The following is a 23,329-nucleotide window of genomic DNA, read 5'->3' on the forward strand; positions in this document are numbered from 1 at the left end:
GCCGGCGTACCGGCGGCGGGGTTCAAGGATTACTGCGCGGCCTTGACCGCCGAAGCCAGCTGCGCACTGGCCTTGGCCGGGTCCGCATCCTTGTCGTTCATGAAGTTGGTCACCACGTCGAAGATCGCGCCCTGCACCGCCAGGGAAGTGGCCATGTTGTGCGCCATGCTCGGCTGCAGGCCGCCGGTCTTCTCGTCTGCCAGGAAGTCCTTGGCCGACGCCTGGGCGCAGGAGTCGAAGCCCTCGGCGCTCATGTCGTTGAGCATGTCGGTACGCACCGGGATCGAACCCTTGTTGATACTGAAGACTTTCTGGAAGTCCTTGCCCAGGGCGACCTTGGCCAGGTCCTGCTGGGCAGCGATATCGCCCTTGCGGTCGGCCTTGAGCTTGAACACCGCCAGGGAGTCGATGTTGTAGGTGAAGGCCTTGTCGGTACCCGGGAACGGTACGCACTGGTAGTCCTTGCCGGCGACCTTCTTGGCCGCGGTCCACTCGCTCTTGGCCCAGTCGCCCATCATCTGCATGCCGGCCTTGCCGCCGATCACGTCGGCTGCGGCAATGTTCCAGTCACGCCCGGCACGGTTGGGGTCCATGTAGCCGGTGATTTTCTTCAGCTCGGTGAAGGCCTTGGCCATTTCCGGGCCGGAGAGGGTTTTCTGGTCCAGGTCCACCAGGGCTTTCTTGTAGCCCTCCGGGCCCATGACCGAGAGCACCACGTCTTCGAACACGGTGCTGTCCTGCCACGGCTGGCCGCCGTGGGCCAGGGCGATGAAGCCGGCGGCCTTGAGCTTGTCGCCGGCGGCATAGAATTCTTCGAGGGTGGTCGGGGCCTTGTCGATCCCGGCTTTCTTGAACACGGCAGGGTTGATCCACAGCCAGTTGACCCGGTGGATGTTCACCGGCACCGCCACGTAGTCACCTTCGTACTTGACGGTATTGGCCACCTTGGGCGACAGCAGGCCGTCCCAGTTCTCGGCCTTGGCCACGTCCTTGAGGGTATCGGTGCTGAGCAGGCCGGTGCTGCCCCATTCCTGGATGTCCGGGCCCTTGATCTGCGCCACACCCGGCGGGTTGCCGGCCACGGCGCGGCTTTTGAGCACGGTCATGGCAGTGGAACCGCCACCGCCGGCCACGGCGCCGTCCTTCCAGGTGAAACCGTCTTTTTCCACTTGGGCCTTGAGCACATCGACGGCAGCTTTTTCACCACCCGAAGTCCACCAGTGGACGACTTCCACGGAACCTTTGGAGTCGGCGGCGAGGGCACTCAGGGGAAACAGAGAGGCAAGGGAAATGACAGTGGCGAGGCGAGAAATCGCATTCATTTGAAGTACCTTTCTTGTTGTTATGCATGCAAGTCTGGTGCTTGCGCTGCAAACGAGTCTAAACAGCCTAGTCGATCATTCGAGTAACGAAGCGATGGGGAAATGTCACCACATGGTTACACAAGGCCCGGAACAGACACCTGGGCCAATGCAGAAGCCATGCTCGGGGCCAACGGCAGGCGCGGGATCAGCACCGCCTGCCAGGCGTGATAGAGGTCCGGCTTGCCGCCCCAGATCCGGGCTGACGGCTGGTTGTCCGGGCCCAGTTCGTGGTGCCAGCTACCGTGCCTGCGGTCGATGAAATGGGCCTCGCAGAATTCCCAGAAACAGCGGTACCAGGCCTCGTACTGGGCCTGGCCGGTGCGTTTGAGCAAGGCGCTGGCGGCGGCGCTGGCCTCGGCGTGGGTCCAGTGCAGGCGCTCGCGCACCACTGGCTGGTGGTCCCAGTCCAGGGTGTAGACCATGCCCGGGGCGCCATCGACGCTCCAGCCATGGCGGCAGTTGCTTTCGAACAGCTTCTGCGCGTCCTGCACCAGCCAGCCGGGGGTCAGCATGCCGGCCTTCACCCGCGAAGCCTCCAGGTGCAGCAACAGCCGCGCCCATTCGAAGCCGTGTCCCGGGGTGGTGCCAAAGGGCCGGAAACCGTCGGCGGGAAAGGCCCGGTTGTAGTCACGAAGTGGTTGCCAGGCGAGGTCGAAATGCTCGATCACCATGAAGTCGTTGGCCGCCGCCTGAGTGTGGATCACCCGCTCGACGATCCGCAGGGCGCGGGTCAGCCAGCGTGAGTCCTGGGTGACATCGGCCAGGGCCAGGAACGCCTCGGTGGCGTGCATGTTGCTGTTGGCACCGCGATAGGCTTCCGGCTGACTCCAGTCGCAGTTGAAAGACTCGCGCAGCGCACCCTCCTCCTCGCTCCAGAAATGCCGGTCGATGATGGCGATGGCCTCCTCCAGCAAACGCTCGGCGCCGGGACGTTGGGCCACCACCGCGGAGCTGGCCGCCAGAGCGACAAAGGCATGCAGGTAGGCGGCCTTGGTGCTGTTGCCGTCGGCCTGCCCGGCCACGGCGAACCAGCCGCCGTGCTCGGCATCACGCAAGGGCCCGCCGAGGGCGGCGATGCCGTGGTCCACCAGAGCGGCATAACCCGGCAGGCCCTGGATATGGGCCATGGCGAAGCTGTGGGTCATGCGCGCGGTGTTCATGGTTTCGGCCTGGGCGCCGCTGGGCAGGCGGCCCTGTTCATCGAGGTTGCCAAAGCCCGCAGGAAGCCGTGAGGCCTTGGCAAAATCCAGCAGGCGCAGGCCTTCGGCGGCGAGCCAGGCCTGATGTGCAGGGGCATTCAGCCAACTGCTGAATGGCAGGGAGAGAGCGTCCATGGGTGACCTGTTGTTGTTTTTATCGAAGGCTTGAGTCTAATCAAGCCGCCTGCGACCGCAGGTAACAAAGGACCAGCGCAATGTCACCAAACCGTGACATTGCACTCCCCCATAGGAGCCGGCTTGCCGGCGAAGAGGCCCTTGAGCCCTGTGGTGCCCTTGAGGACGCCTTCGCTGGCAAGCCAGCTCCGACACAAGCCAGCGCTTACAACGGCAGGCAGGTCAGTCGAAGGTCCGGGGCAGGTAAAGGGTTACGCGCAGGCCGCCTTCGCGCAGGTTCTGCAGGCTGACTTCGCCGCCATGGCTGTGGGCGATGTTGCGGGCAATCCCCAGGCCCAGGCCGTAGCCCTGCTGCTGGCCAGCAAGACGGAAGTGCGGCTCGAAGACTTGCTCCAGGCGCTGCTCCGGTACGCCGGGGCCTTCGTCGTCGACATGCAGGACAAAGCCGCTGTCGTCGTCTTCGATGTGCAGGTGAGCGTTCTGTCCGTACTTCAGGGCATTGTCGATCAGGTTGCCCATGCAGCGCTTGAGCGCCAGGGGCTTGCCCGGGTAGCTGGCCAGGGCCCGGCCCTGTTGGGTCACGCGGCCATTGCCGTTGGGTGCCAGATAAGGCTCTACCAGGCAGTCGAGTACCTGATTGAGGTCCACCGGCTCGATGTTCTCGTGGATGTCGGTGTCCTTGACGCACTGCAGCGCGCCCTTGACCAGCAACTCCAGTTCATCCAGGTCGCGCCCGAACTTGGCCTGCAGTTGCTCGTCCTCCAGCAATTCCACCCGCAGGCGCAAGCGGGTGATGGGGGTGCGCAGGTCATGGGAGATGGCGCTGAACAGCTGGCTGCGCTCGGTCAGGTAGCGGCTGATGCGCTCGCGCATGCTGTTGAAGGCCCGGCCCACCTCCACCACTTCACTGCCGCCGCCCTCCGCTACCGGCTCGACGTCGGCCCCCAGGGACATGTCCCGCGCCGCCCGGGCCAGGCGCTTGAGGGGCCGGCTCTGCCAATGCACCAACAGGCCGATGAACAACAGCAGAAAACCGCTGGTGAGCAGGATGAACCACACCTGCTGTGCCGGCAGGCCCTGTTCTTCCAGGCTGGTATAGGGCTCGGGCAACAGCGAGGCGATGTACAGCCACTCTCCCGGCGCCATCTGGATCTGGGTCACCAGCACCGGCGGGTTTACCGGTTCCAGGGTCAGGGCGTAATGGGCCCAGGAGCGCGGCAATTCGTCGAGCTTGAGGCCGCCATTGAAGATCCGCAGGTCATCGGGGCTGACGAAGGTCACGGAGATATCCGCGTCATTGCCCAGGGACTGGCGCAACACCTGCTCCACGGCTTGCAACACCGCTTCTTTGCGCGGGGTGGCGGGCAGCACCTGCATGCCCAGGGGCTTGTCGTTCAGGGTCACGACAAACCGCGTACCGCCCATGCTGCGCAACTGGTCCAGCACCAGGGGCCGGTACGCCACCGGCAACGAACGCAGGTAACTGACGCTGGCGGTCATCGAGTGGGCCAGGCTGCGGGCGCTGGTCACCAGCCCTTCGAGCTGGGTGGCGCGCAGCTGGGAAACCCAGATCACGCTGGACAGCGCCTGGGCGAACAGCACCGCCAGCAGGGTCAAAAGCAGCATCCGCCCCAGCAGGGAACGGGGCACCGGCAGGCGCCGCAGCACTTTGCGCAATGCCTCAGTGGCCATTGCCGGCAACCACATTGGCTGCCAATTGATAGCCACTGCCGCGCACGGTGCGAATCAGCCGCGGCGGCTTTTCGGTGTCACGCAGACGCTGGCGCAGGCGGCTCACCGCCATGTCGACGATGCGATCCAGGGGCATCAGGTCACGCCCGCGGGTGGCATTGCCGATGGTGTCGCGATCGAGGATTTCCTGGGGATGGTCGAGAAACAGCTTGAGCAGAGCGAAGTCGGCGCCGGAGAGAATCACCTCCTCGCCATCGTTGTGGAACAGCCGGTGGCTGATCACATCCAGGCGCCATTCGTCGAAGCACAGCACCTCGCCGACAACCCGCTCCTGGGTGAACTGCACGCGCCGCAGCAGGGCCTTGATCCGCGCCTGCAGCTCCCGGGGGCTGAAAGGCTTGCCCAGGTAGTCGTCGGCGCCCAGCTCCAGGCCGATGACCCGGTCGGCCTCGTCGGAGCTGGCGGTCAGCATGATGATCGGCACCTGGCTGCGCTTGGGATGCTGGCGGATCCAGCGGCACAGGCTGAAGCCGTCTTCGTCCGGCAGCATCACATCGAGGATCACCAGGTCGCTGGGCGCCTCGTTGAGGGCCAGGCGAAAGCCGGCCCCGTCGGCGGTGCTGCGCACCTGGAAGCCGCAGCGGCTGAGATAGGTTTCCAGCAGCTCGCGAATTTCCTGATCGTCGTCAACCAACAAAATCGACTTACTGACTGAACTCACCGGGGCCGTCCTTATTGTTAGGCAGGGTGCGCGATTATGCCTGATGCCGGGTCGCCTGCCAGGGCGGCGTCAGCCCTGGGCCTGCTCCAGGGCCACGCCGGCACCGGTGAGCCCGGAATAGGGCGCGGTCACCAGCCACACCGGGATGCCCTTGAAGTAATCGCTCATGCAACCCTTGTCGGCAAAGCTCTTGGCAAAGCCGCTGTGGATGAAGAAATCGGCAAAGCGCGGAATCACCCCACCGACGATGTACACCCCGCCACGCCCCCCGGTGGTCAGCACGTTGTTGCCCGCCACCCGGCCCAGCCAGCAGCTGAACTGCTCCAGCACTTCCCGGGCGATCGGGTCGCCGGCCAGGCCGGCCGCGGTGATGGCCTCCGGAGTCTCGAGCCGCGGCTCATGGCCGTCCACCGCGCAGATCGCCCGGTACACCCGGGGCAGGCCGCCACCGCTCAAGGCAGTCTCGGCGCTGACATGGCCGATCTCGTCGTGAATGTGCTGCCAGAGCTGGGTTTCCCGCGCACTGCTCAAGGGCAGGTCGACATGCCCGCCCTCTCCCGGCAAGGCCATGTAACGACCGTCGCCGAAGTTCAGCAGGGTGCCCACCCCGAGGCCCGTGCCCGGGCCGATTACCACGGCCGGGCGCAAGGGTTCGGCAACGCCTTCGCAGACCACGCGAAATTCATCCGGCTGCAGGCGGGTCATGCCCAGGGCCATGGCCGAGAAGTCGTTGACCAACAGCAGTTGGTCCACCTGCAACGCCTGGCAGAAAGCCTGGCGGCTCAGGCGCCAGTGGTTGTTGGTGAAGCGAAACTCATCGCCGCTGACCGGGCCGGCCACCGACAGGCACACCGAACCTATGGCACCCAGGGCCAGCCCCTGGTCCCGCAGGTAGGCCTTGATGGCGTCTTCCGGGCAGCTGTAGTCCGCGGTGGCGTGGACTTCGATCGCCTCCAGTTGTTGGTCTTTCCACAACGCGAAGCGCGCGTTGGTGCCACCGATATCACCGACCAGGGCCAGTTTCACTTGAGCGTCTCCAGGGCAGAGGTAAAGGCGCTGGCGCCCTGCTCTGCCGAGCTGAAGGCCATGCGCATGAAGGCGAAGAGTTCGCGGCCGGTGCCAACGTTGTTGCCCAGCAGGCCCTTGGCCGGCTCCCGGGCGGCGAATTCTGCGGCGTCTACCTTAAGCTCCAGGGTGCCCTTGACGCCATCCACGCGGATGATATCGCCGTCCAGCACCCGGGCCAGCGCGCCACCCACCTGGGCTTCGGGGCTGACATGGATCGCTGCCGGAATCTTGCCCGAAGCGCCGGACATGCGCCCGTCGGTGACCAGCGCCACCTTGAAGCCGCGGTCCTGCAGCACCCCGAGGAACGGGGTCATCTTGTGCAGCTCGGGCATGCCGTTGGAGCGCGGGCCCTGGAAGCGCATCACCGCGACGAAGTCCTTCTCCAGCAGGCCGGCCTTGAAGGCATCGGCCAGGTCCTGCTGGTCCTGGAACACCACGGCCGGGGCCTCGACGATCTGGTGCTCCGGGGCCACGGCGGAAACCTTCATCACGCCGCGACCGAGGTTGCCTTCCATGACCCGCAAGCCGCCCTCCGCAGAGAACGCCCGGGCCACCGGGCGCAGGATGTTTTCGTCCAGGCTTTCGATCGGGCCGTCGCGCCACACCAGCTTGCCGTTGTCCAGGAAGGGTTCCTGGGTATAGCGGCTCAGGCCGCGGCCGGCCACGGTATTGACGTCTTCGTGGAGCAGGCCGGCTTCCAGCAGCTCGCGGATCAGGAACGACATGCCGCCCGCCGCCTGGAAGTGGTTGATATCGGCCTTGCCGTTTGGATAGACGTGGGACAGGGTCGGCACCACCTCGGAGAGGTCGGCCATGTCCTGCCAGGTCAGCTGGATGCCCGCCGCCTGGGCGATGGCCGGCATGTGCAGGGTGTGGTTGGTGGAGCCGCCCGTGGCGTGCAGGGCAACGATGGAGTTGACCAGCACGCGCTCGTCGACGATCTCGCCAATCGGCATGAAGGCCCCGCTCTGCTTGGTCAGGCGCGTGACCTGCTGCGCCGCCTCATGGGTCAGGGCGTCGCGCAGCGGCGTATTGGGGTTGACGAAAGAGGCGCCCGGCAGGTGCAGGCCCATGACTTCCATCAGCAACTGGTTGGTGTTGGCGGTGCCGTAGAAGGTGCAGGTGCCGGGGCTGTGGTAGGACTTCATTTCCGACTCCAGCAGTTCCTCGCGGCTGGCCTTGCCTTCGGCGTAACGCTGGCGCACGTCGGCTTTCTGCTTGTTGGAAATGCCCGAGACCATGGGCCCGCCCGGAACGAAGATGGTCGGCAGGTGACCGAAGCGCAGGGCGCCCATCATCAACCCCGGGACAATCTTGTCGCAGATCCCCAGCATCAGCGCGGCATCGAACATGTTGTGAGAGAGGGCCACCGCCGTAGACAGGGCGATCACTTCACGGCTCGGCAGGCTCAGTTCCATACCGGCCTCGCCCTGGGTCACGCCATCGCACATGGCCGGGGTGCCGCCGGCGAACTGGCCCACCGAGCCGATCTCGCGCAGGGCGCGCTTGATCTGCTCGGGGAACACCTCGTAAGGCTGGTGCGCCGACAACATGTCGTTATATGACGAAACAATTGCCACGTTGGCCGCATTCATCATCCGCAGGTTGTGCTTGTCGTCGGTGCCACAACCGGCCACGCCGTGGGCGAAGTTCGCACATTGCAGCTTGCCCCGCTGCGGGCCATCGCTGGCGGCATCGCGGATCAGCGCGAGATAGGCCTGGCGAGTGGCGCGACTACGGGCGATAAGCCGTTCGGTGACCTCAAGAACGCGGGGATGCATGTGTAGAACTCCAGGCTAACGGATGTGGCGACCTGTTTGTCTATGCTGATCAGACGCGCCACCGCTCAGGGACAGCGGAGGATGTTTCTGACCATTTGGACCAGTTGATTCAGGTCACTCGTTGTAGATAAGACAAAATATTGCCACTAAAAAGGCTTGTTTTCTATTTCTATGCGAATAATCTTGTAATTCCAACAACAAATTCAACGACAGGCGTTTGCACATGACTCTTCGAATCGCAATCAATGGTTTTGGCCGTATCGGCCGTAACGTCCTGCGCGCACTTTATACCCAAGGCTATCGCCAGGATCTGCAGATCGTCGCTATCAACGATCTCGGAGACAGCGCTATCAATGCCCACCTGCTGAAATACGACACCGTGCACGGTACTTTCGACGCCCAAGTCGAACACGATCAGGAAAGCCTCACCGTGAATGGCGATCGGATTGCCGTCAGCGCCATCCGCAACCCGGCCGAACTGCCCTGGGCCGCGGAGAAGATCGACGTGGTGTTCGAATGCACCGGCCTGTTCACCGACCGCGCCAAGGCTGCCGCCCATCTGACCGCCGGTGCCCGCAAGGTTATCATCTCGGCCCCGGCCAAGGGCGCCGACGCCACCGTGGTCTACGGGGTCAACCACGACATCCTGCGCCAGTCGCACCAGATCATCTCCAACGCCTCGTGCACCACCAACTGCCTGGCGCCAGTGGCCCAGGTACTGCACCGCGAGCTGGGCATCGACAACGGCCTGATGACCACCATCCACGCCTACACCAACGACCAGAACCTCACCGACGTCTACCACAGCGACCCCTATCGCGCCCGTTCGGCCACCCAGAACATGATCCCGAGCAAGACCGGCGCTGCCGAAGCGGTGGGCCTGGTGCTGCCGGAGCTGGCTGGCAAGCTGACCGGCATGGCCGTGCGAGTACCGGTGATCAACGTGTCCCTGGTGGACCTGACGGTGACCCTCAAGCGCGACACCACCGCCGAAGAGGTCAATGCGTTGCTCAAGAGCGCCAGCCAGCACTCGACGATCCTCGGCTACAACACCCTGCCGCTGGTCTCCAGCGACTTCAACCACAATCCGCTGTCGTCGATCTTCGACGCCAACCACACCAAGGTCAGCGGTGGCCGGTTGCTCAAGGTGCTGGCCTGGTACGACAACGAGTGGGGTTTCTCCAACCGCATGCTGGATAACTGCCTGGCCCTGTGCAACGCGGAATAAAACGGATATTCGTCGATGATCGGTATCAGTTTCACCCACAAGACCATGGCCGCGCGCAAGCGCATCGCCCTGGTCGCTCATGACCACTGCAAGGCGTTCCTGCTGGAGTGGGCCGGGCGGCAGAAGGCGCGCCTGGCCGAGCACGAGCTGGTTGCCACCGGTACCACCGGCCTGTTGCTGAGCAAGCACCTGGGGCTGCCGGTGGAAAGCATGATCAGCGGCCCCCTGGGCGGCGATCAGCAACTGGGGGCGCAGATTGCCGAGCAACGGGTCGACCTGCTGGTGTTCTTCTGGGACCCCTTTGAACCCCAGCCCCATGATCCGGACATCAAGGCCCTGTTGAGGGTAGCGGCGGTATGGAACATTCCGGTGGCCTGCAACGAGTGCAGCGCCGACTACCTGCTCAGCAGCCCGCTGATGAACCAGGCCCATGAGCACCGGATTCCCGACTATCAGGCCTACCTGGCCGGCCGAGGATAATTCACGCAAGGCTTGACCATTGACGTAGATGACAATCATTATCATCTGCTGAAAAAATGGATCAGGCCTTGCTGTGAGTCAATCGCACTTCAACCACGTCTTCCTCACCCAACGCATTTCTCTGCTGCGAACGCTGGAGCGGATGGTCAACAACCACAGCACCGCCGAAGACCTGCTGCAGGAAACCTACCTGCGCGTGACCCGGGCCCTGAGCGAGCGGCCGATCACGCACCTTGAACCCTTTGTCTTCCAGACCGCGCGCAACCTCGCCCTGGATCACCTGCGGGCCCGGCGCATCCAGGGCCGCACCCTGCTCGAAGACGTACCGCCGGAGGTGGTGGAGAATGTCGCCGCGCCCGTCAGCAGTGCCGAAGACGCGGCCCACGCCGAGCAGATGCTGGAACGCCTGAACCTCAGCCTCGGCCAGCTCAGCCCGCGCCAGCAGCAGATCTTCATCCTCAGCCGCCTGCACGGCCACAGTTACCAGGAGATCGCCGACGAGCTCGGGGTTTCACTGAGCACGGTGCAAAAGGAATTGAAACTGATCATGGCCATCTGCATCGGCGTCGCCGAACGTCTCGACGGCCAGTGAGTCTCAACCGCTGAGCAGAATGACTGCGGCAGCCCCGAGCCTTTGTTAACCTTGGCCGGCTTTCGCTCTCTCTTGAAAAAACAGCCGCGCACAGACGCAGCCGAGGAACACCCGTGACGGATTTTCACAGCGCCGAGCCGCCCACCCCTGCCGGCCCGCACTCAAGCACCCTGGCCATGGATCAGGCACTGGATTGGCTGATCGAGCTGGAACATCCGAACGAGGAACAAGTGCGCCAGTTTCATCAGTGGCTGGCGGCTTCACCGCTCAACGCCCAGGCCTTCGAAAAGGCCCAGGCGATCTGGAATGGCCCGCAAGTGGCGCAATGCGCCCTGACCCTGGCAGCGCCACCGAAAGTCTCGCGCCTGGCGCGCCTGCGCCCCCACTGGAAACCCCTGGCCACCGCCGCGGTGCTGCTGCTCGGATTATTCAGCTTCAGCAACCTGCCGCTGCGCCTGCAGGCCGACCACCTGACCCAGGTCGGCGAGCGCCAGCGCCTGCAGCTCGAAGACGGTTCCAAGGTGCTGCTCAACACCAACTCGGCCTTTTCCAGCGACATCAACGATCACCAGCGCGTGGCCCGGCTGTACCAGGGCGAAGCCTTCTTCGAGATCCCCGGCAATCGCGGCCTGCCCCTGGAACTGGACGCCGGCCCGGTCAAGGCCAGCGTGCGCGACACCACCTTTGCCGTGCGCTACTTGGACGGCGTGGCCCAAGTCCAGGTGCAGCGCGGTGACATCGACCTGCGCGCCACCCACGCCGACCAGCGCCTGCGCCTGCGCGCCGGGGAAAGCGTGCGGGTCGGGCCCCAGGGCTTCGACCAGCCGGCCAGGCTCGACGCCGACAAGGAACTGGCCTGGGTCCAGGGCCGCCTGGTGTTCGAGAACTGCCCCCTGAGCCAGGTCCTGGCCGAACTGCGGCGCTATTACCCGGGCTGGATCGTCAACAACAACGAACACCTGGCAAAGGTCGCGGTAACCGGCAACTACCGCCTGGATCAGCCTCTGGACGTGGTGCGTTCCCTGGCCCACATCACTTCGGCACGGCTTTCCGAGTTCCCGGCACTAGTGATTCTCAACTGAGAACAATTATTTTTACGCGATCTCTACGGGTCGTACGTCTCGTTATAGCCAATGCAACTGATTCGCATTTTGAATGCGTATCTGCACCTATAAAAGTTTCGTGCGACCCGGAGCGCTCTCGATGTCCCCTCGCCTCAACAGCCGATCCCCTGTTCCCTGTGCCCGCCTGCAAAACTGCACCCTGTCACTGCTGACCGCAGCCATCCTGCTGGCCGGCGCCCACGCTGCCCCCGTGATGGCCGCCGATGCCCCGGCATCCTCCAGCCAGCGCATGGGCAACTACAACTTCGCTATCCCCCAGCAGCCGCTGGTATCGGCGCTCAACGCCTTTACTGCGGTCACCGGCTGGCAAGTGGGCCTGCCGGCGGAGCTGGGCAGCGGGGTGTCCTCCCCGGGCGTGCGCGGTTCGCTGCCACCGGAAAAGGCCCTGGATCGGCTGCTCAGCGGCACCAACCTGAGCTACCGCAAGCTGGGCAACAACAACATCGTTCTGGAAAAGCGCAGCGCAGCCAATGTGGTGAACCTGCAGCAGGTGACCATCAGCGCCACCCGTCAGGAGCAGGACATCAACTCGGTACCCAGCACCGTGAGCGTGCACACCCGGGAAGAACTCGACCGCCAGAACGTCAACACGATCAAGGAACTGGTGCGTTATGAGCCTGGTGTTTCAGTCGGCGGTGCAGGCCAGCGTGCCGGTATCAGCGGCTACAACATCCGTGGTATCGACAGCGACCGGATCCTCACCCAGGTGGACGGCGTGGAAGTGCCGGATCACTTCTTTAGCGGCCCTTATGCCAAGACCAACCGTAACTACGTCGACCCGGAAATCGTCAAGCGCGTGGAAATCCTGCGTGGCCCGGCCTCGGTGCTCTACGGCAGCAGCGCCATCGGAGGCGCCGTCAGTTATTACACTCTGGACGCCGACGACATCATCAAGCCCGGCGAGGATTTTGGCGCGCGCCTGAAGACCGGCTACAGCTCGGCGGACGAAAGCTGGCTGAAATCCGGCACCTTCGCCGGGCGGGTCGGCGAATTCGACGGTTTGTTGCACCTGAGCCAGCGTGACGGCCACGAGACCGAGTCCTATGGCAGCAACAACGGCACCGGCCTGAACCGCACTGCCGCCAACCCGGAAGACGCCCGGACCACCAACGTACTGGCCAAGCTCGGCTGGAACTATGCGGACGACGCACGCCTGGGCCTGACCTACGAAAAGTACAAGGACGACCGCGACACCAATCAGAAAAGTGCGGTGGGCGGCCTGTTCCTCAATGGCGTTGGCCAGAACTGGTATCGCTCGCGCGTCGGCAACGACACCATCACCCGCGAACGCTTCGGCCTGGAAAACAGCTTTGCCCTGAACTCGCCGATCGCCGACCAGATCAAGTGGAGCCTGAACTACCAGATCGCCAAGACCGACCAGACCACCTCCGAGCGCTACAACCCGGTGTCGATCTTCAGCCCGGTGGCGCGTGACGTGCAGCGTGAGCGGAAAACCCTGTACCAGGAAAAACAATGGGTGTTCGACGCTCAGCTGGACAAGGCCTTCGCCCTGGGTGAAACCGATCACCAGTTGACCTACGGCACCACTCTCAAGCAGCAGAAGGTCACGGGCTCGCGCTATGGCACCGCCAGTTGCCTGGCCGTCGGTGCCGGCTGTACCGCGATTGGCGCGCCGAGCCCTTCTGCCGGTGACAGCGTGAAGAAGTCCAGCGACTTCCCGGACCCGACCATCAACACCTACAGCCTGTTCGTCCAGGACCAGATCAGCTGGAACGCCTGGACCTTCACTCCGGGCCTGCGCTATGACTACACCCAACTCAAGCCCAAGCTGACCCAGGAGTTCCTCAATGTCGCCAACCCCACCGGCAACTTTCCGGTCAGCGACGACAAGAAGACCTGGCATCGGGTTTCGCCCAAGTTCGGCCTGACCTACAGCTTCGACGAGCACTACACGGCCTATGGCCAGTACTCCGAGGGCTTCCGCACGCCGTCGGCCAAGGCGCTCTACGGCCGCTTTGAAAACATCACCACCGGGTACATCGTCGAGCCCAACTCCAACCTCAAGCCGGAAACCAGCAAAGGTTACGAAACCGGCCTGCGAGGTAATTTCGACGCCGGCTCCTTCGATGTCTCGGTGTTCTACAACCAGTACCGCGACTTCATCAACGAAGACGCCATCACCGCCGGCGCGCTGCAATCGGTGATCCAGAGCAACAACATCAAACACGCCACCATCAAGGGCGCCGAAGCCAGGGGCCGTCTCAACCTCGATGCCTTCGGTGCACCACAGGGCCTGTACAGCATCGGCTCGCTGGCCTACGCCTACGGTCGCAACAATGACAACGGCGAACCGATCAACAGCGTCAACCCGCTCAAGGGCGTGTTTGGTCTCGGCTACGACCAGGACAACTATGGCGCGCTGCTGAGCTGGACCCTGGTCAAACGCAAGGACCGGGTCGACAACAGTACCTTCAAGGCCCCGGATGGCCGCACCACCAGCGGCCAGTTCAAGACACCGGGCTACGGCATCCTCGACCTCAGCGGCTTCTACAAGGTCACTGACGACCTGACCGTGAACGCCGGCCTGTACAACCTGACCGACAAGAAATACTGGAACTGGGACGACGTGCGCGGCTACGACAGCGTCGGCGAAGCCGGCCAGACCGCACCCGCCAACCTCGACCGCCTGACCCAGCCAGGCCGCAACTTCTCGGTCAACCTGGTGTGGGATATCTGACGCCTGGACACCTCACTGCCCTTTTTCATCCAGGGCAGTGAGGATTTTTTACTGTGTCGCGTCTTCTTGTTCGTCTAGTCACTAAGTGCCTCTCATTCTCAAGGACATCTGCATGACCTCCCAGGATTCCTCCCAGCGTCACCACCTGCGCTCCCAACGCCTGAACCAGATCACCCACGAGCCGCATTCCAAGCTCGACGCCCTGGTCAAGGCCCATGCGCCCTTCGAAACCCAAGGTGCATTCGCCCGTTTCGTGGTGGCCCAGTACCTGTTCCAGTCGGAACTGGTGGACCTGTACAACGATGCCGAACTGAACAAGATCGTCCCGGACCTGGCCGAGCGCTGCCGCGCCGAAGCTGCCAAGGCTGACCTGGCCGACCTGGAAACCGAGGTTCCTGCGCCAGTGGCCGGTGCCGTCAGCAACCCGAGCCAGGCCGAAGCCCTGGGCTGGATCTTCGTCTCCGAGGGTTCCAAGCTGGGTGCCGCGTTCCTGATCAAGCGCGCCGTGGGCCTGGGCCTGAGCGAAACCTTCGGTGCCCGTCACCTGGGCGAACCGGCCGGTGGCCGCGCCGAAGGCTGGAAAACCTTCACCCGCATCCTCGACGGCCTGGAGTTCACCGCCGAAGAAGAAGCCGCGGCGGAAAAAGGTGCCCTGGATGCCTTCAACCGCTTCACCGTGCTGCTGGAACAGGCTTACTCCGGCGCCGCACAACCGGCCTGACCCGCGTAGTTGCGGGCAGGTGGCGCGCCAAGGCGTGCCCCTGCCCGCAGCGGTATTTTGTCGGCCGGCGGCATTCGCGGATTGAGCCGTACGACGCGTTACCTCATCATCGAAACCATGACCCCCACTCGCCCCTCCTCGTCGAAGATTTCCCGCCTGCTGTTTGGCGCGCTGGCCTATGTCAGCCTGGCCATCGGCCTGATCGCCATCGTCGTACCCGGCCTGCCGACCACCGAGTTCATCCTGCTGGCTGCCTGGGCCGCCACCAAGAGCTCGCCACGGCTAAGCGCCTGGATGGAGAACCATCGCCTGTTCGGGCCTATCCTCTGCAACTGGCGCAACGGCCGGATCGTCAGCCGCAAGGCCAAGGTCAGCGCCACGGTCAGCATGCTGCTGTGTGCCGGGCTGATGCTGACCCTGCTCAACCATCACTGGACGATGTATGCCGCCATTGCCGGCATGACCCTGGGCAACCTGTGGATCTGGTCACGCCCCGAAGCCCTGCCGCAGGCCTCCTGACCTGCGCCCGCTGGCAGCTATGCCCTTGCCCCCGAGGCCATATATGTCAAGGACATGACCGTTCGTCGGCAGCCCCTCACGCAAAGGCCGCCCGAGCCGATGTTCCGGGCATAGCGCTGAATGGACTTGGCGACCGGAGTCATCCGATTCCGTGCTTTCCATCCGTCCTTTCGCGAGATCGCCCCCATGTTCGACTCTCTCTCCATTCGTCTGAAAATAGTGCTGTTGTCCGGACTGTGCCTGTTGGGCGTAGTGGCGCTGATCGTCGGCATGAACCTGTACCAGAGCCAGCAGAACAACCAACTGGTCAACACCTCCAGTACGCGGATGCTCACCGCCGGGGTCGAAGAGTTGCTGCAGGCAAAGGCCGCCGACCAGGCAGTACGGGTGCAGAAGACCTTCGGTGAAAGCAACCTGGTGATCACCGCCCTGGCGGACCAGGTACGCGACCTGCGTGACATGGCGAGCAAGCGCGGCCTGGAAGCTGCGGCACTGCGCGAAGAGCTCAACCACAGCCTGAAGACCGCCTTCGAGCGCAATCCCAAAGTGCTCGGCATCTGGCTGGCCTACGAACCCAACGCCCTGGATGGCAAGGACAGCGAATTTCTCAATGACGCAGCCCGTGCTTCCAACGAACGCGGGCGCTTCGCCACCTACTGGAGCCGATCCGGGGGCCAGCAGTTGAACACCGTGATGGTGGAAGACGACCTGACCAAGACCACCCTCAACCTCAGCGGCACCCCCTATAACGTCTGGTACACCTGCCCCCGCGACAGCCGCCGTACCTGCCTGCTGGACCCCTACGCCGACACCATCGGCGAGGACAAGAAACAGGTGCTGATGACCACCATCTCCCAGCCCTTGCTGGTGGACGGCAAGGTCATCGGGGTGATTGGCGTCGACATCGCCCTGGACTCCCTGCAGGCCGCGGCCGGCGAATCCCAGCGCTTTCTGTTCAACGGTGCCGGGCACATGATGATCGTCGCCGGCAGCGGCTTGCTGGCGGCCGTGGGCGCCGATGCCAGCCAGGTCGGCAAGAACATCAACGAAACCCTCGGCGCCCAGGGCAAGGATATCCTCCCGCTGCTCGCCGGCAACCAGAACAAGGTCCTGCAACAGGGTGAACTGATCCGCGCGGTCTACCCCTTCAGCCCGATTGCCGATGCCAAGCCCTGGGGCGTCACCATCGACCTGCCGCAACAAGTGCTGCTGGCAGACTCGGTAAAACTGCAAGGCCTGCTGGATGAGGCCCAGACCAGCGGCACAGTGAAAACCGTACTGGTGGCCGTCGGCGCCGGCCTGCTGGGCCTGCTGCTGATCTGGCTCAGTGCCTCGGGCGTGACCCGCCCGATCAACAGCGTGGCGCAGATGCTCAAGGCCATCGCCAGCGGCGACGGCGACCTGACCCAGCGCCTGGACTACAGCAAGAAAGACGAACTCGGCGAACTGGTGGGCTGGTTCAACCGCTTCCTCGACAAGCTGCAACCGACCATCGCCCAGATCAAGCAGAGCATCACCGAAGCCCGGGGCACCGCCGACCAGTCTTCGGAGATCGCCCGCCAGACCAGTGAAGGCATGCAGGTGCAGTTCCGCGAAATCGATCAAGTGGCCACCGCCTCCAACGAAATGAGCGCCACTGCCCACGATGTTGCCAACAGTGCCTCCAATGCCGCCCAGGCCGCCCGTGGCGCAGACCAGTCGGCCAAGGAAGGCATGACCATCATCGAGCGCAGCACCCGGGACATCAGCCTGCTGGCCGACGAGGTGAGCAAGGCGGTGGGGGAAGTCGAAGCCCTGGCGGTGAGCAGCGAACAGATAGGGTCGGTGCTGGAAGTGATCCGCAGTATTGCCGAGCAGACCAACCTGCTGGCCCTCAACGCCGCCATCGAAGCGGCTCGCGCCGGGGAAAGCGGTCGCGGTTTCGCCGTGGTGGCCGATGAAGTGCGCAACCTGGCCAAGCGCACCCAAGACTCGGTGGAGGAAATTCGCGTGGTGATCGAACGCATCCAGAGCGGCACCCGGGATGTGGTGACCACCATGCACGCCAGCCAGAGCCAGGCGCAGAACAATGCCGGGCAGATCCAGCAGGCAGTCCAGGCCCTGGGCAAGATCAGCGACGCGGTCACTGTGATCAGCGACATGAACCTGCAGATCGCCAGCGCTGCCGAGCAGCAGAGCGCGGTGGCCGAAGAGGTCAACCGCAACGTCTCGGCGATTCGCACCGTGACCGAAACCCTCACCGAACAGGCCAGTGAGTCGGCCCAGGTCAGCAGCCAGCTCAATGCCCTGGCCACCCAACAAATGAAACTCATGGATCAGTTCCGGGTGTAAGCGCTGCTCCGGCGCCAGCCGCGGCCGATGACCAGGGGTGATCGACAGCCGCGGCAGTTTCAGGGTGCAATGCCCTCCCCTGATCCGCGGAGTGGGCCATGACCGAGTTACTCGCATCCATCCAGGCCGCGCTGGGCCTGGCGTCATCAAGCATCCGGCAAACCGGCCAGGGCGCCCTGCCCTCGGCCTTCGCCGTGACCGACCTGGCCAGCGCCAGCATTGCCGCTGCCGGGCAGGCAGTCGCTGAACTCCTGTACAGCCAGACCGGACGCCTGCCAGAGGTCAGCGTCGACCGGCGCCTGGCCTCGTTCTGGTTCGCCAGCTCGATCCGCCCGCAGGGCTGGAGCCTGCCATCACCCTGGGACCCGATTGCCGGCGACTACGCCAGCCGCGACGGCTGGATTCGCCTGCACACCAACGCACCTCAGCACCGGGCCGCCGCCGAACGGGTGCTGGGAGCGGTGACCGAACGCTCGGCCATGGCCGCCCAGGTGGCCACCTGGAACGCCCTGGAACTGGAGCAGGCGATAGTCGACCAGGGCGGTTGTGCCGCGCAGATGCGCAGCTGGGCGCAGTGGCAGGCCCACCCCCAGGGCCGGGCGGTAAACAGCGAACCCCTGGTGCACTGGCTGCCCCAGGCCGATCAGCGGCACAAGGCCTGGAGCGGTCGCGTCGACCGGCCCCTGGCCGGGCTCAAGGTACTGGACCTGACCCGGGTCCTGGCGGGCCCGGTGGCCAGCCGCCTGCTGGCGGGGCTCGGGGCCGAGGTGTTGCGCATCGATCCGCCACATTGGAACGAGCCGGCCCTGGAGCCGGAGGTGACCCTGGGCAAACGCTGCACGCGCCTCGATCTGCACGACCTTGAGCAGCGTGCCCTGTTCGAAGGCCTGCTGGCGCAGGCCGACCTGCTTCTGCATGGCTACCGCGCCGATGCCCTGGAACACCTGGGTTATGACGCCCAGGCACGCCAGAAAATCGCTCCGGGGCTGATCGAAGTCAGCCTCAATGCCTACGGCTGGCGCAACCGCCGGGGCTTCGACAGCCTGGTGCAGATGAGCTGCGGCATCGCCGAAGCCGGCATGGCCTGGAAAGCCGCGGACAGGCCTGTGCCACTGCCGGTCCAGGCCCTGGATCACGCCACCGGTTACCTGATGGCAGCCAGCGCCCTGCGGGCACTGACCCGGTCCCTGAGCGGCGAGCAGGGCGCATCGGCGCGCCTGTCCCTGGCCCGTACCGCCCAGTTGCTGGTTGATCATTCCCCGTCAGCGACCGCCGAAATTCCACCGCGCGCCGAAGACCACGAGGATCAGGGGCTGGTGCTGGAACAGACCCCTTGGGGGCCGGCGCGGCGCCTGCGGGTGCCGTTGCACATCAATGGAACGCCGGTGCAGTGGAGTTGCCCGGCCACCGCCCTGGGCGCCCATCGCCCCAGATGGTGGTGAAGGCCCTGGCTGCCAGTTGATCCCGTAGGAACCGGCGGACCGTTTCAGCCCATGGCCGCCCACAAATGCTGCGCCGCATAACCGCGCCACGGCCGCCAGGCCTCGGCCCGGGCCAGCAGTTGGCGGGCATTGGGCCGCAGCCCCTGCAGACGTGCCACAGCGTTGAACAGGCCTACGTCCGCCGCCGGAAAGGCATCGCTCTCGCGCAACTGGCGCAGGGCGATGTATTGCGCGGTCCAATCGCCGATTCCCGGCAATTGCAACAGGCGCTCCACCCCCTGTTGCAAGCTGGCCCTGGGTTCGAACAGGAGTGGATCGTCGAGCAAGGCCTGGGCCACGGCAGACAGCGTGCGTGCCCGGCTGCGGGGCATTCCCAGGTCGGCCAGGTTGGCAGTGGACAGCACCTGGGGAGTGGGAAACAGGTGGGTCAAACCAGGCCACTGCGGGTCGGGACTGGCCAGCAACCGGCCATGCACCGCCACCAGCTTGCCCGCCAGGCGGATCGCGCCCTGCACGGTGATCTGCTGGCCCAGCACGGCGCGAATGGCCAGCTCGAAACCGTCCCAGGCCCCGGGTACTCGCAGGCCCGGGCGTGCCGCCAGCAACGGTGCGAGCAGCGGATCACGGGCCAGATGGCGGTTGATCAGGGACAGGTCCGCGTCCAGATCGAATTGCCGGCGCAAGCGCGCCAGCACCTGGGGCAGCAGGGCCTGCTCGGCCCCCTGCAACTGCACCTGCAAATGGCCTGCAGGCCCCGGGCAGACACTCAAGATGCCTTGCCCGCCCGCCAGCGCGAAGGTGCGGGCATAAGTATCGCCCTGCACCACCTCCAGGCCTTCGATGGCGCGGGCCCTGAGAAAGCCCAGCATCGCCGGCCAGTCGTAGGCGCCCTGGTAGGGCAGGTGATGAATCACAGCGCCAGCAGGCCGCTGTACAAGCCATAGGCCGCCAATGAGGCGCCGATGACCACGGCCGCGAAGATCAGTTTTTCCAGCGGGGTGAACAACGGCTCGCCCTGCTCATGCTTGGCCTTGGCGAACAGGATTACCCCCGGCGCATACAACAAGGCCGACAGCAGCAGGTACTTCAAGCCGCCGGCGTACAGCAGCCAGATGGCGTAGCTCAGGGCCACGGTGGCGATGAACAGGTCCTTCTTGCGTTCCCGGGAGGCCTGCTCGTAGGTTTCCCCGCGACCGCTGAGCAGCACCGCATAGGCCGCCGACCACAGGTAGGGCACCAGGATCATCGACGACGCCAGGTAGATCAGGCTGGTGTAGGTGCCGGCAGAGAACAGGGTGATCAGCAGAAAGATCTGGATCATCACGTTGGTCAGCCACAAGGCATTGACCGGCACATGGTTGGCGTTTTCCTTCTTCAGGAAAGCCGGCATGGTCCGGTCCCGGGCGGTGGCGTAGAGGATCTCGGCGCACAGCAAGGCCCAGGACAGCAAGGCCCCCAGCAGGGAAACCGCCAGGCCGATGCTGATCAGCAAGGCGCCCCAGGGGCCGACGATATGCTCCAGCACTGCCGCCAGGGAAGGATTCTGCAATTGCGCCAGCTCCGGCTGGCTCATGATCCCCAACGACAGCACGTTGACCAGTACCAGCAGCGCCAGCACCCCGAGAAAACCGATCACCGTGGCCCGCCCGACATCGGCGCGCTTCTGCGCCCGGGCCGAATACACGCTGGCGCCCTCGATACCGATGAACACGAACACCGTGACCAGCATCATGTTGCGCACCTGGTCCATCACCCCGCCGAAGTTCGGGTTGCTGCGGCCCCAGATATCCCGGGTGAAGATATCCGCCTTGAATGCCACGGCAGCGATGACGATGAACATCACCAGCGGCACGATCTTCGCCACCGTGGTCAGCTGGTTGATGAACGCCGCCTCCTTGATCCCCCGCAACACCAGGAAATGCACGGCCCACAGCAGGACCGAGGCACAGCCGATGGCCACCGGGGTATTGCCCTGGCCGAACACCGGAAAGAAATAGCCCAGGGTGCTGAACAGCAGGACGAAGTAGCCGACGTTGCCCAGCCAGGCACTGATCCAGTAACCCCAGGCCGATGAAAAGCCCATGTAGTCGCCGAACCCGGCCTTGGCATAGGCGTAGACCCCGGAATCGAGCTCCGGCTTGCGGTTGGCCAGAGTCTGGAAGACGAAGGCCAGGGTCAGCATCCCCACCGCGGTGATGGCCCAGCCGATCAGCACCGCTCCGGCATCGGCCCGGGCCGCCATATTCTGCGGCAGCGAGAAGATCCCGCCACCAATCATGGAACCCACCACCAGGGCGATCAATGCACCGAGTTGCAGCTTCTGCGCCGGTTGTGACATCCCTACCTCTGCTTCAGTGAGTCGATCTGGCGATTAAAGCTACACGCTATTAAATAACTTCTACAAATTTGCGTCTAACAGTAACAGTCAATTATTTATCCTTTAAGCAACGGGCGTCTGTACACCCCGTAGAAAGCCCTGAATAACCGACTGTTTTGTTATGTATATGCACTAAGTGCCATCACTACCAAGTGATTAATCAATGCCGCTGAAAGATTTGCACATTCCCCAAAAGGGTCTAGTTTCAAACGTCGTCGGCAATGAGAACCGCTACTGATAAGGAGATCGAAACCTGTCTGGAATGGCCCTCTCCGGGCAGCATTCTACCCCTCGCAACAAATCTTAAGTCATTCATTCACAACGGAATGCAGTAATGAACTGATCTGAGTCAGCTGTTCGGATTGCAAGCAGATTTACTCTGACGTCTCTCTTCTCCTGCATTGGAGTCATGCAATGTCTGAATCCCCCGGTAAACTAAGACTGGGCGCCTTAGTCGCCCTGGTAGTGGGTTCCATGATTGGCGGCGGGATCTTCTCCTTACCGCAAAACATGGCCGCCAGCGCCGATGTTGGTGCTGTTCTTATTGGTTGGGCAATTACCGCTGTCGGCATGTTGACCCTGGCCTTCGTCTTCCAAACTCTAGCCAATCGCAAACCTGACCTGGATGGCGGCGTCTACGCCTACGCCAAGGCCGGGTTCGGTGACTACATGGGCTTTTCATCGGCCTGGGGTTACTGGATCAGCGCCTGGCTGGGCAACGTCGGCTACTTCGTCCTGCTGTTCAGCACCCTGGGCTATTTCTTCCCGATCTTCGGCGAGGGCAACACCCCGGCGGCCGTGATCGGCGCCTCTGTTTTGCTCTGGGCCGTGCACTTCCTGGTGCTGCGCGGCATCAAGGAAGCGGCCTTCATCAACCTGGTGACCACGGTTGCCAAGGTGGTGCCGCTGCTGCTGTTCGTGCTGATCGCCCTGTTCGCCTTCAAGCTGGATATCTTCACCGCCGACATCTGGGGCGTGAAGAATCCGGACCTGGGCAGCGTGATGAACCAGGTGCGCAACATGATGCTGGTCACCGTGTGGGTGTTCATCGGCATCGAGGGCGCGAGCATCTTCTCGTCCCGGGCGGAGAAACGCTCGGATGTGGGCAAGGCCACCGTCATCGGCTTCATCACCGTGCTGCTGTTCCTGGTGCTGGTGAACGTGCTGTCCCTGGGGATCATGACCCAGCCGGAACTGGCCAAGCTGCAGAACCCGTCCATGGCGGCAGTGCTGGAGCATGTGGTGGGCCACTGGGGCGCGGTACTGATCAGCGTCGGCCTGATCATCTCGCTGCTGGGGGCGCTGCTGTCCTGGGTGCTGCTGTGCGCGGAAATCATGTTCGCCGCCGCCAAGGACCACACCATGCCGGAGTTCCTGCGCCGCGAGAACGCCAACCACGTACCGGCCAACGCCCTGTGGCTGACCAATGCCATGGTGCAGATCTTCCTGGTCATCACCCTGTTCTCGGCCAGTACCTACCTGTCGCTGATCTACCTCGCCACCTCGATGATCCTGGTGCCCTACCTGTGGTCGGCGGCCTACGCAGTACTGCTGGCGGTGCGCGGCGAAAGCTATGAACAGGCCCTGGCCGAACGCAAGAAGGACCTGATCATCGGCAGCATCGCCCTGCTCTACGCGATCTGGCTGCTGTATGCCGGCGGGGTCAAGTACCTGCTGCTCTCGGCCCTGCTCTACGCCCCCGGCGTGGTGCTGTTCGCCAAGGCCAAGATGGAACTGCACAAACCGATTTTCACCAACGTCGAGAAGCTGATTTTTGCCGCAGTGGTCATAGGCGCCCTGGTGGCGGCCTACGGACTCTACGACGGCTTCCTGACCCTATAGCTCTAGCAACACCCC

General features: G+C 63.9%; 18 protein-coding genes. 10 read left to right on the forward strand and 8 right to left on the reverse strand.

The features are described 5' to 3' along the window. Window positions 1-29 precede the first annotated feature (29 nt). The 6 genes from PFLCHA0_RS23420 to edd all read right to left on the reverse strand — a co-directional run bounded on the left by PFLCHA0_RS23420 (window position 30) and on the right by edd (window position 7,960). The gene (locus PFLCHA0_RS23420; RefSeq protein WP_011062871.1) at window positions 30-1,322 is read right to left on the reverse strand and encodes an ABC transporter substrate-binding protein; all 1,293 of its coding nucleotides are present in this window, start codon (window positions 1,320-1,322) and stop codon (window positions 30-32) included. Between the two features lie 116 nt (window positions 1,323-1,438). Continuing rightward, window positions 1,439-2,698 (reverse strand): D-mannose isomerase, encoded by a 1,260-nt coding sequence (locus PFLCHA0_RS23425; protein ID WP_015636742.1) that lies wholly within the window; start codon window positions 2,696-2,698, stop codon window positions 1,439-1,441. 222 nt (window positions 2,699-2,920) lie between these two features. Beyond that, entirely contained in the window at window positions 2,921-4,390 is a 1,470-nt protein-coding gene (locus tag PFLCHA0_RS23430) for an ATP-binding protein (RefSeq protein ID WP_019094564.1), read from the reverse strand. Then, window positions 4,380-5,111, reverse strand: a complete 732-nt coding sequence (locus tag PFLCHA0_RS23435) for a response regulator (RefSeq protein WP_015636744.1) — start codon at window positions 5,109-5,111, stop codon at window positions 4,380-4,382. Before PFLCHA0_RS23435 ends, PFLCHA0_RS23430 begins: the two co-directional genes overlap by 11 nt. 69 nt (window positions 5,112-5,180) lie before the next feature. Beyond that, window positions 5,181-6,137: a glucokinase gene (locus tag PFLCHA0_RS23440; protein ID WP_011062875.1), complete on the reverse strand. Its 957-nt coding sequence runs from the start codon at window positions 6,135-6,137 to the stop codon at window positions 5,181-5,183. After that, the gene (gene edd, locus PFLCHA0_RS23445) at window positions 6,134-7,960 is read right to left on the reverse strand and encodes a phosphogluconate dehydratase (protein ID WP_011062876.1); all 1,827 of its coding nucleotides are present in this window, start codon (window positions 7,958-7,960) and stop codon (window positions 6,134-6,136) included. Before edd ends, PFLCHA0_RS23440 begins: the two co-directional genes overlap by 4 nt. A gap of 223 nt (window positions 7,961-8,183) precedes the next feature. Between edd and gap the strand changes: the two genes are divergently transcribed. The 9 genes from gap to PFLCHA0_RS23490 all read left to right on the forward strand — a co-directional run bounded on the left by gap (window position 8,184) and on the right by PFLCHA0_RS23490 (window position 19,095). Continuing rightward, window positions 8,184-9,188, forward strand: a complete 1,005-nt coding sequence (gene gap, locus PFLCHA0_RS23450) for a type I glyceraldehyde-3-phosphate dehydrogenase (protein WP_011062877.1) — start codon at window positions 8,184-8,186, stop codon at window positions 9,186-9,188. A 15-nt stretch (window positions 9,189-9,203) separates the two neighbouring features. After that, window positions 9,204-9,668 (forward strand): methylglyoxal synthase, encoded by a 465-nt coding sequence (locus PFLCHA0_RS23455; RefSeq protein WP_011062878.1) that lies wholly within the window; start codon window positions 9,204-9,206, stop codon window positions 9,666-9,668. 73 nt (window positions 9,669-9,741) lie between these two features. After that, entirely contained in the window at window positions 9,742-10,260 is a 519-nt protein-coding gene (locus tag PFLCHA0_RS23460) for an RNA polymerase sigma factor (protein WP_011062879.1), read from the forward strand. Between the two features lie 113 nt (window positions 10,261-10,373). Further along, window positions 10,374-11,342, forward strand: a complete 969-nt coding sequence (locus PFLCHA0_RS23465; RefSeq protein ID WP_011062880.1) for a FecR family protein — start codon at window positions 10,374-10,376, stop codon at window positions 11,340-11,342. A gap of 121 nt (window positions 11,343-11,463) precedes the next feature. After that, on the forward strand, window positions 11,464-14,082 hold the full coding sequence (locus PFLCHA0_RS23470; RefSeq protein ID WP_015636745.1) for a TonB-dependent receptor: 2,619 nt from the start codon (window positions 11,464-11,466) through the stop codon (window positions 14,080-14,082). Between the two features lie 112 nt (window positions 14,083-14,194). After that, on the forward strand, window positions 14,195-14,803 hold the full coding sequence (locus PFLCHA0_RS23475) for a biliverdin-producing heme oxygenase (RefSeq protein WP_011062882.1): 609 nt from the start codon (window positions 14,195-14,197) through the stop codon (window positions 14,801-14,803). A gap of 117 nt (window positions 14,804-14,920) precedes the next feature. Next, window positions 14,921-15,322 carry a YbaN family protein gene (locus PFLCHA0_RS23480; protein WP_011062883.1) on the forward strand — a complete coding sequence of 134 codons (402 nt, stop codon included), beginning with the start codon at window positions 14,921-14,923 and terminating at the stop codon, window positions 15,320-15,322. Window positions 15,323-15,508: 186 nt separating this feature from the next. Next, the gene (locus PFLCHA0_RS23485) at window positions 15,509-17,653 is read left to right on the forward strand and encodes a methyl-accepting chemotaxis protein (protein ID WP_041752505.1); all 2,145 of its coding nucleotides are present in this window, start codon (window positions 15,509-15,511) and stop codon (window positions 17,651-17,653) included. 98 nt (window positions 17,654-17,751) lie between these two features. Beyond that, window positions 17,752-19,095 (forward strand): CoA transferase, encoded by a 1,344-nt coding sequence (locus PFLCHA0_RS23490; protein ID WP_015636747.1) that lies wholly within the window; start codon window positions 17,752-17,754, stop codon window positions 19,093-19,095. A 44-nt stretch (window positions 19,096-19,139) separates the two neighbouring features. Here the strand turns inward: PFLCHA0_RS23490 and PFLCHA0_RS23495 are convergent, their stop codons facing one another. Together PFLCHA0_RS23495 and arcD (PFLCHA0_RS23500) are read right to left on the reverse strand one after the other, a co-directional pair. Next, window positions 19,140-20,009 (reverse strand): DNA-3-methyladenine glycosylase family protein, encoded by an 870-nt coding sequence (locus PFLCHA0_RS23495; protein ID WP_015636748.1) that lies wholly within the window; start codon window positions 20,007-20,009, stop codon window positions 19,140-19,142. Next, on the reverse strand, window positions 20,006-21,433 hold the full coding sequence (arcD, locus tag PFLCHA0_RS23500) for an arginine-ornithine antiporter (RefSeq protein WP_011062887.1): 1,428 nt from the start codon (window positions 21,431-21,433) through the stop codon (window positions 20,006-20,008). Before arcD (PFLCHA0_RS23500) ends, PFLCHA0_RS23495 begins: the two co-directional genes overlap by 4 nt. A gap of 453 nt (window positions 21,434-21,886) precedes the next feature. On the opposite strand from arcD (PFLCHA0_RS23500), the gene arcD (PFLCHA0_RS23505) reads away from it, so the two are divergent. Next, window positions 21,887-23,314: an arginine-ornithine antiporter gene (gene arcD / locus PFLCHA0_RS23505; RefSeq protein WP_011062888.1), complete on the forward strand. Its 1,428-nt coding sequence runs from the start codon at window positions 21,887-21,889 to the stop codon at window positions 23,312-23,314. Window positions 23,315-23,329 lie beyond the last annotated feature (15 nt).

This window comes from Pseudomonas protegens CHA0, assembly GCF_000397205.1.
GTDB lineage: Bacteria > Pseudomonadota > Gammaproteobacteria > Pseudomonadales > Pseudomonadaceae > Aquipseudomonas > Aquipseudomonas protegens.

What these genes read in the sequence shown, in the direction of transcription:
- PFLCHA0_RS23420 (WP_011062871.1), bottom strand. Translation starts at nt 1,322, where the DNA reads ATGAATGCGATTTCTCGCCTCGCCACTGTCATTTCCCTTGCCTCTCTG.
- PFLCHA0_RS23425 (WP_015636742.1), bottom strand. Translation starts at nt 2,698, where the DNA reads ATGGACGCTCTCTCCCTGCCATTCAGCAGTTGGCTGAATGCCCCTGCA.
- PFLCHA0_RS23430 (WP_019094564.1), bottom strand. Translation starts at nt 4,390, where the DNA reads ATGGCCACTGAGGCATTGCGCAAAGTGCTGCGGCGCCTGCCGGTGCCC.
- edd (WP_011062876.1), bottom strand. Translation starts at nt 7,960, where the DNA reads ATGCATCCCCGCGTTCTTGAGGTCACCGAACGGCTTATCGCCCGTAGT.
- gap (WP_011062877.1), top strand. Translation starts at nt 8,184, where the DNA reads ATGACTCTTCGAATCGCAATCAATGGTTTTGGCCGTATCGGCCGTAAC.
- PFLCHA0_RS23455 (WP_011062878.1), top strand. Translation starts at nt 9,204, where the DNA reads ATGATCGGTATCAGTTTCACCCACAAGACCATGGCCGCGCGCAAGCGC.
- PFLCHA0_RS23470 (WP_015636745.1), top strand. Translation starts at nt 11,464, where the DNA reads ATGTCCCCTCGCCTCAACAGCCGATCCCCTGTTCCCTGTGCCCGCCTG.
- PFLCHA0_RS23475 (WP_011062882.1), top strand. Translation starts at nt 14,195, where the DNA reads ATGACCTCCCAGGATTCCTCCCAGCGTCACCACCTGCGCTCCCAACGC.
- PFLCHA0_RS23480 (WP_011062883.1), top strand. Translation starts at nt 14,921, where the DNA reads ATGACCCCCACTCGCCCCTCCTCGTCGAAGATTTCCCGCCTGCTGTTT.
- PFLCHA0_RS23485 (WP_041752505.1), top strand. Translation starts at nt 15,509, where the DNA reads ATGTTCGACTCTCTCTCCATTCGTCTGAAAATAGTGCTGTTGTCCGGA.
- PFLCHA0_RS23490 (WP_015636747.1), top strand. Translation starts at nt 17,752, where the DNA reads ATGACCGAGTTACTCGCATCCATCCAGGCCGCGCTGGGCCTGGCGTCA.
- arcD (WP_011062887.1), bottom strand. Translation starts at nt 21,433, where the DNA reads ATGTCACAACCGGCGCAGAAGCTGCAACTCGGTGCATTGATCGCCCTG.
- arcD (WP_011062888.1), top strand. Translation starts at nt 21,887, where the DNA reads ATGTCTGAATCCCCCGGTAAACTAAGACTGGGCGCCTTAGTCGCCCTG.